This window comes from Pseudomonas syringae group sp. J248-6 (genome assembly GCF_032586995.1).
Lineage (GTDB): Bacteria > Pseudomonadota > Gammaproteobacteria > Pseudomonadales > Pseudomonadaceae > Aquipseudomonas > Aquipseudomonas amygdali.
Window position 1 is genome coordinate 253,191 of record NZ_JAWHOP010000005.1, and the last position, 13,342, is coordinate 266,532.

A 13,342-nucleotide genomic window follows, 5' to 3' on the forward strand; every position below is an offset into this window, starting at 1 on the left:
ATCGTTCCTCACGCTCCAGCGTGGTAATGCCGTGGGTGACGCTCTGCGTCACAGATCTGCGCCGCGCCGCATGTACAGGATAGGACGCTCTGCGTCACAGATCTGCGTCGCGCCGCATGTTCAGGATAGGACGCAGAGCGTCCGGAACGGCATGCGACGCAGAGCGCCGCACGATAGTCGAGATTATCGTTCCTCACGCTCCAGCGTGGTAATGCCGTGGGTGACGCTCTGCGTCACAGATCTGCGCCGCGCCGCATGTACAGGATAGGACGCGGAGCGTCCGGAACGGCATGCGACGCAGAGCGTCGCACGATAGTGGAGTCCGGGGGAGCCTCAACGGCGAACCAGCAGCACACCCGATTCCATGTGGTGGGTGTATGGAAACTGGTCGAACAGGGCGCAGCGCTCGACCCGGTGGGTGTCGTGCAACTGGGCGATGTTGGCGGCGAGGGTTTCCGGGTTGCAGGAGATGTACAGAATGCGCTCGAAGCGGCGGGTCAGTTCGCAGGTGTCCGGGTCCATGCCGGCGCGTGGCGGGTCGACGAAGACGCTGCCGAAGTCGTAGCTCTTCAAGTCCACACCGTGCAGACGGCGGAACGGGCGAACCTCGTTCAGAGCCTCGGTCAGCTCTTCAGCCGACAAACGCACCAGCGTGACGTTGTCCACGCCGTTGTCATCCAGGTTGCTCAGCGCGGCATTGACCGAAGTCTTGCTGATCTCGGTTGCCAGCACCTTGCGCACGCGGGTGGCCAGCGGCAGGGTGAAGTTGCCATTGCCGCAGTACAACTCAAGCAGATCGTCTTGCCGTTCCCCCAGCGCGTCAAAGGCCCAGTTGAGCATCTTGCCGTTCACCGTGCCGTTGGGCTGGGTGAACGCGCCTTCCGGTTGCCGGTAGCTGAAGGTGCGGCCGGCCACATCGAGCTTCTCGGTCACGTAATCCTGGCCGATGACCAGCTTCTGACCCTTGGAGCGGCCGATCAGGCTCACGTTCAGCTCAGCAGCCAATTGCTCGGCAGCGGCTTGCCATTCAGCGTCCAGCGGGCGGTGATAGCACATGGTAATCATCGCGTCGCCTGCCAGCGTGGTCAGGAAGTCCACCTGAAACAGCTTGTGATTCAACGTCGGGCTGGCTTCCCAGCGCTCGCGCAGCACCGGCATCAGCGCGTTGATGCGCTCGCTGGCGATCGGCAGGCCTTCCAGCAGAATCGGCGTTCGGTTATCGCCCGGCGCGAACATCGCGTAATAACGCTTTTGGTCTTCGCGCCACAGGCGAAATTCGGCGCGCAGCCGGTAATGCTCGCGCGGTGAATCAAACACCTGCGGCTCGGGCGCATCGAACGGGGCCAGCAATTCGCGCAGGCGGACGGTTTTTTCTTCGAGCTGACGGTCGTAGCTCGCAGGGTCGAAAGGAACACTCATGCGTTGAACCAGCCCAGCTTGATCACGAACAGGATCGACAGGATCACCAGCGCGGAATTCAGCTCGCGCCAGCGTCCCGACAACAGCTTGATCGCTGTCCAGGAAATGAAGCCAAAGGCAATGCCGTTGGCAATGGAGTAGGTGAACGGCATCGCCAGGGCAGTGATCACCACCGGCGCTGCGACGGTGATGTCGTCCCAGTCGATTTCAGCCATGCCGGACGCCATCAACACGGCGACGAACAGCAGCGCCGGTGCGGTGGCGAAGGCGGGCACGCTACCGGCCAGCGGGGCGAAGAACAGCGCCAGCAGGAACAGCACGGCGACCACCACGGCAGTAAGACCGGTGCGGCCACCCGCGCTGACGCCCGCAGCCGACTCGATGTAGCTGGTGGTGGTCGAGGTGCCCAGCAGGGAACCGGCCATCGCGGCAGTACTGTCGGCGATCAGTGCACGGCCCATTTTCGGCATGTGCCCGTCCTTGCCCATCAGCCCGGCGCGTTTGGCCACGCCGATCAGGGTGCCGGAGTTATCGAAGATATCGACGAACAGGAAGGCGAAGATGATGCTCACCAGACCAACGTCCAGCGCACCCATGATGTCCAGTTGCATGAACGTGGGTGCCAGCGAAGGCGGCATCGACACCACACCGCCGAACGGCGTGAAGCCCAGCGCGATGGACACCAGGGTGACCGCGAGGATGCCGATCAGCACCGCGCCGCGCACTTTGAGGTGGTCCAGGGCAACGATCAGAAAGAAGCCCAGGGTAGCCAGCACCGGGGCAGGCTGCTTGAGGTCGCCCATGCCGATGATGGTGGCCGGGTTGCTGACCACGATTCCGGCGTTATGCAGGGCGATCAGCGCCAGAAACAGGCCGATACCGGCGGCAATGGCTGAACGCAGGGGCAGAGGGATGCTGTTGATGATCCATTCACGGATGCGAAAGATCGACAGAATGAAGAACATCACCGCCGAGATGAACACTGCACCCAGCGCGACCTGCCAAGTGTGGCCCATGTGCAGGACCACGGTGTAGGTAAAGAAGGCGTTCAGGCCCATGCCCGGAGCGAGGGCGATAGGGTAGTTGGCGATCAGCCCCATCACCGTCGAGCCGATGGCGGCTGCCAGACAGGTGGCGACGAATACCGCGCCTTTGTCCATGCCGGTTTCGCCGAGGATGCTCGGGTTGACGAACAGGATGTAAGCCATCGCCAGGAAAGTCGTGACGCCCGCAAGAATCTCGGTCCGCACGTTGGTGTTGTGTGCCTTGAGTTGAAACAGCCTTTCCAGCATGTCTGGCTCTCCGTGACGCGGCGCGCGTCGTGAATGATCGACTCCAGCAGCAATGCACAGACTGCAGGGCAGCCCGTTTGATTTTTGCGGGTCGGAAAAAGCCGCGCATCATACCAGCAGCTTGGCGGGATGGCTGCCTGTGGATGACTGCCTTTCGATGACAAGTACGCTCATCAAGAAAGCCTGAACGTTGCAAACCTCGCGAAGTCCCACCCCTTAAGACGCATAAAAAGTGCGCTAAGCGACCGCCTACCGTGAGGTTTCCATGAGTGCAACGACCCCGAACCCGAAGGATTTCGCGACCCACGCGATCTCTCTTACCCTGAACGGGCAGCAGCGCCAGCTGGACGTGCTGCCCTGGACCACCCTGCTGGACCTGCTGCGTGATCAGCTTGACCTGGTCGGCACCAAGAAAGGCTGCGACCACGGCCAGTGTGGTGCATGCACCGTACTGCGTGATGGTACGCGCATCAATGCCTGCCTGACGCTGGCGATCATGTGCGACGGTGCCGAGCTGACCACCATTGAAGGCCTGGCTGATGGCGACCAGTTGCACCCCATGCAGCAGGCGTTCATCAAGAACGATGCGTTCCAGTGCGGCTACTGCACGCCCGGGCAGATCTGCTCGGCTGTCGGGCTTGCCAATGAAGGTCGCGCCAGCACGCGTGCCGAGATTCAGGAACTGATGAGCGGTAACCTGTGCCGCTGCGGCGCATACAGCAACATTCTTGCCGCTGTCGAAGAGGCCTTGCCGCAGTTTCACAATGCGGTGCCCAAAACGGAGGTGAACGCATGAATCCGTTTACCTACAGCAAGCCGACCGACGTCAGCGCAGCCGTCAACCTGAGCGGGCCTGCCACGCGCTTCATTGCGGGTGGCACCAACTTGCTCGACCTGATGAAAGAAAACGTCGCGACGCCCGAGCACCTGATCGACATCACCGGCCTGCCTTTAAGGGATGTCACTGAAACCGCCTCGGGCGGTCTGATGATCGGTGCGTTGGTCAGCAACGCCGACCTGGCGTATCACCCGTTGATCGAAGCACGGTACCCGTTGCTGAGCAAAGCCGTACTGGCCGGTGCCTCGCCACAGTTGCGCAATATGGCCAGCACTGGCGGCAACCTGCTGCAACGCACCCGTTGCTATTACTTTTATGACACCGGTGTGCCGTGCAACAAGCGTGAGCCGGGTAGTGGCTGCCCGGCGCGTGAAGGTCTGAACCGCATTCACGCGATCCTCGGCGCCAGTGACGATTGTGTCGCCACGCATCCATCCGATATGTGTGTGGCCCTCGCTGCGCTGGAGGCTGTGGTGCACGTCGAAGGACGTGCCGGTCGTCGCACCATAGAGTTCGCGGATTTCCACCGCCTGCCGGGTGATGCGCCGCAACGCGATAATCAATTGGCCGATGATGAGTTGATCATCGCGGTCGAGCTGCCTGCACAGGGCTTTGCCAGTCACAACGCTTATCTGAAGATTCGTGACCGTGCGTCCTATGCGTTTGCCCTGGTATCGGTCGCTGCTGCCATCGATCTGGACGGTGACGTGGTACGCGACGTGCGTCTGGCTTTGGGCGGTGTCGCGCACAAGCCATGGCGCGACAAGGCGGTCGAAGCGCTGCTGATCGGCAAGCCGGTCACCCGCGAGAACATCGCCGCTGCCGCAGACGCCATGCTTGAGCACGCGCAGCCTCTTGAACATAACGGTTTCAAAGTCAGGCTGGCGCGCCGCGCGATCATTCGCGCCTTGAGCGACGCAGCAACAGGAGGGAGCGCCCAATGAACCAGCCATTTTCGCCAATGGGCAAGCCGGTGGACCGCGTCGACGGCCGACTGAAAGTGACCGGTGGCGCGCGCTACGCCGGTGAGTACCCTGAAGAAGGGCTGCTGTACGCCAGCGTGGTCTCCAGCACCATCGCCAACGGGCGCGTCGCCAGCATCGATACGAGCGAGGCAATGAAGGTTCCGGGTGTGGTCGCTGTTATCGATCATACCAATCGACCGTGGCTGGCCAGTTACGACGAAAACTATGAGGACGCCGATTCGGCTGACGGTTCGCCGTTTCGTCCTTTTTACAACGACAACGTGATGTACAGCGGCCAGCCACTGGCGCTGGTCGTCGCCGATACGCTGGAGCTGGCGCGACATTCCGGTTCGCTGGTGCGTATCGAATACGAGCAGCAGGAGCACCAGACCGATCTGCAGGCCATGCTCGACACCGCCTATGACGCGCCTGCCGAATTGCCGCCGCCGCGTGGCAACTTCGATGGTGAGCTGGCCGGTTCTGCGCTTAGCGTTGACGTGACGTACAGCACGCCCAGCGAATACCACAACCCGATGGAGCCGCACGCGTCGACAGTCCTGTATCAGGCCGACGGCAGCTTGCAGATTCACGACAAGACCCAGGGTACGCAGAACTGTCAGGACTACCTGCACAAGGTCTTCGGTCTGGAAAAGGACAAGATCCGCGTGCTGGCAGCCTTTGTCGGCGGTGCCTTCGGTTCAGGCCTGCGTCCGCAATATCAGCTGCCATTGGCGGTGATGGCGGCGTTGCATCTGAAGCGCTCGGTGCGCCTGACGCTGACTCGACAACAGATGTTCACCTTCGGCTATCGCCCGCGCACCGTGCAGCGCTTGCGTCTGGGGGCGGCTGCCAACGGTCGTCTGTTGGCCATTGGGCATGAAGCCATCGGCCAGACTTCGCGTTTCGAGGACTTCAGCGAGCATGTTGTTGAGTGGAGCGGCATGCTCTATCACTGCGATAACGTGCAACTGACTTACAAACTGGTGCCGCTCGACGTGTTCACGCCGTTGGATATGCGTGCACCGGGTGCTGCATTGGGCATGATCGGTCTGGAGTGCGCCATGGACGAGCTGGCCTGTGCGCTGGCCATCGACCCGGTGCGTCTGCGCCTGACCAATTACGCCGAACGCAACGGTAATGAAGACAAGCCTTACTCCAGCAAAGAGTTGCGCGAGTGCTATCGCCAGGGTGCCGAGCGTTTTGGTTGGGAAAGTCGCAACCCCGAGCCGCGCAGCATGCGTCAAGGTCGCCAACTCGTCGGTTGGGGCATGGCGGGCGGTGTCTGGGAAGCCATGCAAATGAAAGCCAGCGCCAAGGCGCGTCTTGAGGCTGATGGCAGTTTAGTAGTCAGCAGTGCCACGACTGACATCGGTACGGGTACGTACACTGTGATGACGCAGATCGCTGCTGAAGCCTCGGGCATCGATGTGGAGAATGTCACCTTTCTACTGGGTGACTCTTCGTTGCCGACCGCGCCTTTGCAGGGCGGCTCGTTTACCGTGTCTTCAGTGGGTACAGCGGTGCAGCAGGCGTGTCAGGCCCTGCAGCGTCAGGTGCTGGAAGTTGCCAAAGGGCTTCATCCGCAGTTCGCATCTGCCACGCCGGATGAGGTGCGTTTCGAAGCGGGCAAGCTGTATGTGGGCGAGCAGGCGCTGTCGATGGCAGAGCTGGCTGCCTCTCAAGCCAGTGGTGCGATTGAAGTGCAAGTTGATGCCGAGCCGGACAAGAAGCGTGAAGCCTATGCGGCTGCAACGCACTCGGCGGTATTCGTCGAAGTGCTGGTCGACGAGGACCTGGGCACGATCAAGGTCAATCGCGTGGTCAGTGCCGTGGCAGCGGGCCGGGTAGTGAACCCGAAGATGGCGCGTAGCCAGATTCTGGGTGGTGTTGTCTGGGGCATGGGCATGGCGCTTCAGGAAGAGGCGATGCTTGATCACACTCTGGGCCGCCCGATGAACCACAGCCTGGCCGAGTACCACATCCCGGTTAATGCTGATATCGGCGATATTGACGTGCTGTTTGTCGAAGAACACGACGAGATCGTCAACGCGCTGGGTTCCAAAGGCGTCGGCGAGATCGGCATCGTGGGCGTACCGGCAGCGATTGCCAACGCGATCTACCACGCCACCGGCAAGCGGATCCGCGAGTTTCCGATCACGCTGGACAAGTTGTTGTAATCGCGCGCGCAAATCCAACTGCTTATCGTGCCAACGCTCTGCGTTGGCATGCGGTTCTGGACGCTCTGCGTCCTCTTGCGTAGGTGGTGCGGCGCAGGTGTGACGCGGAGCGTCACGAACGGCATTCTCACGCTAGAGCGTGAGGAACGGTGGGCGTCTGCAAGTGCTCTACCGGTGAGACAACTCGCCACGCGACAATAGACCACACGACTTTAGCGGCTGAACAGGACTACTCTTTCATGGTCGATTGATCTGCATCATTGCGTTCAGGCAGTGATCAGTGCTTCGGCCAGCGTTTTCGCCATTGGAAACGCCAGAATAAAGAAACATAAGCACTCATTACCGTGGGAGCAATCGTTGTTGGCTCACAGCCGGCAACAGGTTTCATCTGAGAGAGGAACATATTATGTTCGGTTTAGAGGCTATAGATCTCGCCCGAATTCAGTTCGCATTCACCATTTCGTTTCACATCCTGTTTCCTGCCATCACTATTGGTCTGGCAAGCTACCTGGCTGTGCTCGAAGGTCTGTGGCTGAAGACCCGCGATGACGTCTACCGTGACCTGTACCACTTCTGGTCGAAGATCTTTGCCGTCAACTTCGGCATGGGCGTGGTCTCCGGACTGGTGATGGCCTATCAATTCGGCACCAACTGGAGCCGCTTCTCTGACTTTGCAGGTGCTGTTACCGGCCCGTTGCTGACCTACGAGGTACTGACCGCCTTCTTCCTGGAAGCGGGTTTCCTCGGCGTCATGCTGTTCGGCTGGAACCGTGTCGGCCGTAAGCTGCACTTCTTTTCCACGGTGATGGTTGCCATTGGCACGCTGATTTCCACGTTCTGGATTTTGTCGTCCAACAGCTGGATGCAGACGCCGCAAGGTTTCGAGATCATCGACGGCCGTGTCATTCCGACCGACTGGTTCGCGGTGGTCTTTAACCCGTCGTTCCCGTACCGCCTGACGCACATGGCCATCGCCGCGTTCGTGGCAACTGCGTTCTTCGTCGGCTCGTCGGCTGCCTGGCACCTGTTGCGCGGTCGCGATACACCCGCCGTGCGCAAGATGCTTTCGATGGCCATGTGGATGGCGTTGCTGGTTGCGCCGATTCAGGCAGTGGTCGGCGACTTCCACGGTCTGAACACGCTCAAGCATCAGCCGGCGAAAATCGCCGCCATTGAAGGCCACTGGGAAAACGTCGGTGATGAACCGACCCCGCTGATCCTGTTCGGCATTCCCGACATGAAGGAAGAGCGTACCAAGTTCGCGGTGGAAATTCCGTACCTGGGCAGCCTGATCCTGACTCACAGTCTCGACAAGCAGGTGCCGGCGCTCAAGGAGTTCAAGCCTGAGGATCGGCCTAATTCGACAATCGTGTTCTGGTCGTTCCGGGTCATGGTCGCCCTCGGCATGCTGATGATCTTCACCGGCCTGTGGAGCCTCTGGCTGCGCAAGCGCGGCACGCTGTATAACTCGCGTCCATTCCTGTACCTGGCGCTGTGGATGGGGCCGTCTGGCCTGATCGCGATTCTCGCCGGCTGGTTCACCACCGAGATAGGCCGTCAGCCGTGGGTCGTGTATGGCTTGCTGCGCACCGCCGATGCATCGTCCGGCCACAGCGTGGCGCAGATGAGCATCACTCTGGTGCTGTTCGTGGTCGTATATTTCGTGCTGTTCGGTGCAGGTCTTGGCTACATGATGCGTCTGGTTCGCAAGGGGCCAAAAGCCTATGTCGAACATGTGCCTCACGGTGGTCCCGGCCAGCAACGCACTCCGGCCCGTCCGCTCTCCGCCGCTGTTGAAGGCGAAGAAGATGGCGACCATCCTGACCGTCTCGGCAAGGGGATTTAAGCCATGGGTATCGATCTTCCGCTGATCTGGGCCATCATCATCGTCTTCGGCATCATGATGTACGTGGTGATGGACGGCTTCGATCTGGGCATCGGGATTCTCTTCCCGTTCATGAAAGACAGTTCCGACCGTGACGTGATGATGAATACCGTCGCGCCGGTCTGGGATGGCAACGAGACCTGGCTGGTGCTGGGCGGTGCGGCACTGTTCGGTGCATTCCCGCTGGCCTACTCGGTGGTCTTGTCTGCGCTGTACCTGCCGCTGATGTTCATGCTCATGGGCCTGATCTTTCGCGGCGTGGCGTTCGAGTTTCGCTTCAAGGCGACCGAACAGAAACGCCACCTCTGGGACAAGGCGTTCATTGGCGGTTCGCTGGCTGCAACTTTCTTTCAGGGCGTTGCGCTGGGCGCCTACATTGAAGGCATTCCGGTGGTCAATCGCCAGTTCGCAGGCGGTTCACTGGACTGGCTCTCGCCGTTTCCGATGTTCTGCGGCCTGGCCCTGATTGTCGCCTATGCGCTGCTGGGCTGTACCTGGCTGATCATGAAAACCGAAGGTTCGCTGCAGAAGGCGATGCATGATCTGGCCCGCCCTCTGGCACTGGCTGTGCTGGCGGTCATGGCGGTGGTCAGCCTGTGGACGCCGCTGGCCCATGCGGACATTGCCCATCGCTGGTTCAGCATGCCCAATCTGCTTTGGTTCATGCCCGTGCCGGTGCTGGTGCTGGTGACTATGTACGGTCTGTTCAAGGCAGTCGCCCGCAATGCCCACTACACGCCGTTCCTGCTGACCCTGTTGCTGATATTCCTGGGTTACAGCGGGCTGGGCATCAGCCTGTGGCCAAACATCATTCCGCCTTCGGTAACGATCTGGGCAGCCGCAGCGCCGCCGCAGAGCCAGGGCTTCATGCTGGTCGGCACGCTGTTCATCATTCCGTTCATCCTGGGCTACACCTTCTGGAGCTACTACGTATTCCGCGGCAAGGTGACGGCTGCAGACGGTTATCACTAGTTCGATCCGAGGAGATTGACGATGTCTGGTAAAAATTCCATGCACGATCCTGATCCGGCGCTGAGCAAGCCGCTCTGGCAACGACTGGCCTGGCTGGTCGGGATCTGGGCGGGCAGCGTATTTGCGCTGTTTATCGTAGCCAGCCTGATGCGCATGTTCATGAGCGCAGCGGGCCTGACGACACACTGATACTGAATTCCCGTTCGTGTCCACCGGACACGTTTTGCGACCTTCTTGCCACCCGCTGGCAAGAGGGTCTTTTTTTGCGCCGTGGATTACTTGCGTGCTTTCAGGATCACGAATTTCGGCGTGGCCGCCACTTGCTCGACACCGCGGAACAGGCGCGACAGCTTGGTGTGATAACCCAGGTGACGGTTGCCGACGATATACAGCGCGCCGCCGTTAACCAGTGCGGCACGCGCCTGGAGGAACATGCGCCAGGCAAGAAAATCTCCCACCACCTGTTGCTGATGGAAGGGCGGGTTGCACAGCACCACATCCAGCGAGTCGGGTTCCTGAGTGTCCAGCCCGTCAGCTGCCCGAACTGCCACCGCACGTTCGCCCAGCGTTGCGCGCCAGTTCTCGGCTGCCGATTGCACGGCCATGAACGACTCGTCGACCAGCGTGTAGTGCGCCTGCGGGTTGTCCAGCGCGCTGGCAATAGCCAGCACGCCGTTGCCGCATCCCAGGTCGGCGACCCTTGCGGTGCCGAGGTTTTTCGGCAGATAAGGCAGGAATGCCCGGGTACCGATGTCCAGCCCGTCGCGACAAAATACATTGGCGTGGTTGAGCAGCTCGATGGCCGGCTCGTCGAGACGGTAACGGGTCGGGTAGGGCGAAGTCCGCACTTCCATGGGCTGTGGCGTAGCGAACAGCAGCCGGGCTTTTTTCACCGCCAGTGAGGCCTGCACCGGCCCTACGTACTCCTCCAGCAGGTCGCCAGCCGAACGTGGCAAATGCTTGACCATGGCTGCAGCGACAACGCGAGCACCCGGTGCCAGTTGACCCTGCAGGCGTATCAGTTGCTCTTCGAGCAGCGCCAGGGTCTTCGGCACCCGGATCAGCACCCAGTCGAACGGCCCGTTCAAGGGCTCGCTGGCCGGGATGTGCGGTACGGCGTCATAGCTCATGCCGTTGCGTGCCAGGTTCTTTTCCAGGCCTTGTGCAGCCAGGAAAGAGTCGGTGCTGCTGACCACTGTGGCATGAGACGCCAGACTCGCCGCCAGCGCGCCGAAACTGTCATTGAGCACCAGTACCCGGCTTTGCAGGCTCAGCCCGGTTTCTGCAACATGATTGAGCAGGTACTCGTCAGCAGCATCGAATGCCTGCAGCGGCTCATCCTGTTGCTCGGGTTGGCGAATGAGATCAAGTTCAGCGAAAGGACTGATGAGCAGGGGCATTGGCGGGAGAACTCTGTGCAATCGAAAGTGTGCCAGTGAGCCCGAAGACAGGTGGGCTCGCCGAGACAGACGATTTTACGTATTTTTTCGTTTTGATACCTGTTTGATTGCGGCGCGGCTGCCGGCTTTATCAGAACATCCCGCTCAGTGCGGCCTGTACGGCAGCAGCCGTCTTGTTGCAAACGCCCATTTTCTGAATGGCGCTGGCAATATGAAAGTGGATGGTGCGCTCCTTCAGGCAGAGAATCATTGCGATATCGCCAGCTGTCTTGCCTTCGGCGGACCACTTGAGGACTTCGATTTCTCTCTGAGTCAGGTTTTTTGCTGGCGAGGGCTGTGAAAATTTTATTTCCATTGTGTTCATGTAGCCTCCTTGCAGTACGTGTCCAGACCTTGCTGTTCGTTTATCCAGTCTAGGAACAAAAACACCGCAAACTGCGCCTGCGCGTACTACCCGGACGGATGGGCTGATGGCACTTGGCAGCGTGTTATCGGCCTTTTGGCTGAAACCCCTGTGCAAGAGGGGTCGCGGCAATTTGCCCTGTAGAGGTTCGGTCGGGCATTGGCTGACTCAAGAACCAAATACTCTAAGCCGCAGGGTGGCTGACCGGGTAATTCACCACAAACAGCCGGTGTTTATCGGGCCCGCTTTGCGGGACACTGGGTTCTGCTTTTCATATTCAGGAGTTCAAAGCACACCATGACCGTCAGTGACGACAAATTCACCCGACAGACACTGCAGCGTGTCACGCCGCTGACCAGCAACCTGTTCACCCTGCGCACCACGCGCGATCCCGGTTTTCGCTTTCGGGCAGGACAGTTTGCGCGCCTCGGTGTGACCAAGGCCGACGGCACCACCGTATGGCGTGCCTACTCGATGGTGTCTTCACCGCACGACGAGTTTCTGGAGTTCTTTTCCATCGTGGTGCCGGATGGCGAATTCACCAGCGAACTGAGCCGTCTGCGCGAAGGCGACGAATTGATGGTGGAAAAACTCGCGTTTGGTTATCTGACCCTGGACCGTTTTGTCGATGGCCGCGACCTCTGGCTGTTATCCACCGGTACGGGTGTCGCGCCGTTTCTGTCGATCCTTCAGGATTTCGAGGTCTGGGAGAAGTTCGAACGGGTGATTCTGGTGTACAGCGTTCGTGAGTCCCGCGAACTGGCCTATCAGCAGTTGATTGGCGAACTGATGCAGCGTGAATACCTGGCGGAATACGCAGACAAGTTCCTGTTTCTACCGACTGTGACCCGCGAACAGCATCCGGGCGCACTGAGTGGCCGAATTACGCAGTTGATTGAAAACGGAGAGCTCGAGCGCGCGGCAGGCATCGCACTGACACCTGAGCATTCTCGGGTGATGCTGTGCGGTAACCCGCAGATGATCGACGACACACGCGCATTGCTCAAACAGCGCGACATGCGCCTGAGCCTGTCACGCAAGCCGGGGCAGGTTGCGGTGGAGACGTATTGGTAAGTGGGGAAGGCAGAACGCTCTGCGTCATACCTCATTGATGCGGCACGATGTTATGTCTTGCACGTATTCAGTGTTTATAGACGCGCTTTTTTACCACGATGGCACTGACGACGCAGAGTGCGACGTTAGTGACGGCTGAGTCCTGGCGCTGATCCGGGGGTAGCCTGGCAGGACGCCAGGCTAGCCGCACCGGGCCATGGATGGCCCGTTGCGGCGACCCCCGGATCAGTGACAGGGCGAAGGAACCCGACGAAGTCGGGCCGGAAACAGGAGCGAGGGGCTTTGGTTACTTTGGCCCCATCAAAGTAACTCGCCGAGGGGCGAAAAGGTGACTCGAGTCGAGCCTGATCTCACTGAATCGCAGAACTGTGTGACGCGGAGCGTCACGAAATGCATTACCACGCGGAGCGTGGGAACGATAGTCAGCAGGTCCAGGCCTTATTCGATCAAAGCGGACGCGTAGGGTCGACAGTGACTGGCGCTGCCGGTTTGTTCTGTTCCTTGAGCAGGTCACGAATCTCGCTCAGCAACACTTCCTGCTTGGAAGGCGTCGGTGGCAAGGTCGGTGCCTTGGCCTCTTCGCGCTTGAGGCGGTTGATGGCCTTGACGCCCATGAAGATCGCGAACGCGACGATAATGAAGTCGATAACAGTCTGGATGAACTTGCCATAAGCCAGCAGCACAGCAGGTGCCGTACCTTGCGCAGGGCGCAGGGTGATGGCCAGGTCACTGAAGTCGACGCCGCCGATCAGCAAGCCTAACGGTGGCATGATCACATCGCCGACGAACGACGAAACGATCTTGCCGAATGCCGCGCCAATGATGATACCGACGGCCATATCGACCACGTTACCTTTGACCGCGAAGGCCTTGAACTCGCTAAGTACGCTCATGGGTAATTCCTTGTTACAGATAAA

12 protein-coding genes are annotated in these 13,342 nt (G+C 60.0%); 7 read left to right on the forward strand and 5 right to left on the reverse strand.

Annotation, left to right across the window (positions count from 1 at the left end):
* Positions 1-333 precede the first annotated feature (333 nt).
* Together trmA and RYC17_RS09410 are read right to left on the reverse strand one after the other, a co-directional pair.
* A complete protein-coding gene (trmA, locus tag RYC17_RS09405; protein ID WP_316902823.1) occupies positions 334-1,419 on the reverse strand; it encodes a tRNA (uridine(54)-C5)-methyltransferase TrmA in 1,086 nt (361 codons plus the stop codon).
* The gene (locus RYC17_RS09410) at positions 1,416-2,711 is read right to left on the reverse strand and encodes an NCS2 family permease (RefSeq protein ID WP_316902825.1); all 1,296 of its coding nucleotides are present in this window, start codon (positions 2,709-2,711) and stop codon (positions 1,416-1,418) included. Before RYC17_RS09410 ends, trmA begins: the two co-directional genes overlap by 4 nt.
* Before the next feature lie 265 nt (positions 2,712-2,976).
* Between RYC17_RS09410 and RYC17_RS09415 the strand changes: the two genes are divergently transcribed.
* The 6 genes from RYC17_RS09415 (at position 2,977) to RYC17_RS09440 (ending at position 9,737) form a co-directional block, all read left to right on the forward strand.
* On the forward strand, positions 2,977-3,507 hold the full coding sequence (locus RYC17_RS09415; RefSeq protein WP_058401883.1) for a (2Fe-2S)-binding protein: 531 nt from the start codon (positions 2,977-2,979) through the stop codon (positions 3,505-3,507).
* Positions 3,504-4,493: an FAD binding domain-containing protein gene (locus RYC17_RS09420; protein WP_058409461.1), complete on the forward strand. Its 990-nt coding sequence runs from the start codon at positions 3,504-3,506 to the stop codon at positions 4,491-4,493. The genes RYC17_RS09415 and RYC17_RS09420 overlap by 4 nt, the downstream gene beginning before the upstream one ends.
* The gene (locus RYC17_RS09425) at positions 4,490-6,691 is read left to right on the forward strand and encodes a xanthine dehydrogenase family protein molybdopterin-binding subunit (RefSeq protein ID WP_219170247.1); all 2,202 of its coding nucleotides are present in this window, start codon (positions 4,490-4,492) and stop codon (positions 6,689-6,691) included. Before RYC17_RS09420 ends, RYC17_RS09425 begins: the two co-directional genes overlap by 4 nt.
* Before the next feature lie 406 nt (positions 6,692-7,097).
* Positions 7,098-8,537, forward strand: coding sequence for a cytochrome ubiquinol oxidase subunit I (locus tag RYC17_RS09430; protein ID WP_058401880.1), 1,440 nt, complete (start codon positions 7,098-7,100; stop codon positions 8,535-8,537).
* Between the two features lie 3 nt (positions 8,538-8,540).
* On the forward strand, positions 8,541-9,548 hold the full coding sequence (gene cydB / locus RYC17_RS09435) for a cytochrome d ubiquinol oxidase subunit II (RefSeq protein WP_058401879.1): 1,008 nt from the start codon (positions 8,541-8,543) through the stop codon (positions 9,546-9,548).
* Positions 9,549-9,569: 21 nt separating this feature from the next.
* A complete protein-coding gene (locus tag RYC17_RS09440; protein ID WP_002555239.1) occupies positions 9,570-9,737 on the forward strand; it encodes a DUF2474 domain-containing protein in 168 nt (55 codons plus the stop codon).
* Between the two features lie 86 nt (positions 9,738-9,823).
* On the opposite strand, the gene RYC17_RS09445 is transcribed toward RYC17_RS09440, so the two are convergent.
* Positions 9,824-10,948, reverse strand: a complete 1,125-nt coding sequence (locus RYC17_RS09445; RefSeq protein WP_219170246.1) for a methyltransferase — start codon at positions 10,946-10,948, stop codon at positions 9,824-9,826.
* 130 nt (positions 10,949-11,078) lie between these two features.
* Positions 11,079-11,312 carry a helix-turn-helix domain-containing protein gene (locus RYC17_RS09450; RefSeq protein ID WP_005745352.1) on the reverse strand — a complete coding sequence of 78 codons (234 nt, stop codon included), beginning with the start codon at positions 11,310-11,312 and terminating at the stop codon, positions 11,079-11,081.
* Between the two features lie 336 nt (positions 11,313-11,648).
* On the opposite strand from RYC17_RS09450, the gene RYC17_RS09455 reads away from it, so the two are divergent.
* Positions 11,649-12,425, forward strand: coding sequence for a ferredoxin--NADP reductase (locus tag RYC17_RS09455; protein WP_002555237.1), 777 nt, complete (start codon positions 11,649-11,651; stop codon positions 12,423-12,425).
* A gap of 446 nt (positions 12,426-12,871) precedes the next feature.
* Here the strand turns inward: RYC17_RS09455 and mscL are convergent, their stop codons facing one another.
* Positions 12,872-13,318, reverse strand: coding sequence for a large-conductance mechanosensitive channel protein MscL (mscL, locus tag RYC17_RS09460; protein ID WP_002555236.1), 447 nt, complete (start codon positions 13,316-13,318; stop codon positions 12,872-12,874).
* Between the last annotated feature and the right edge of the window lie 24 nt (positions 13,319-13,342).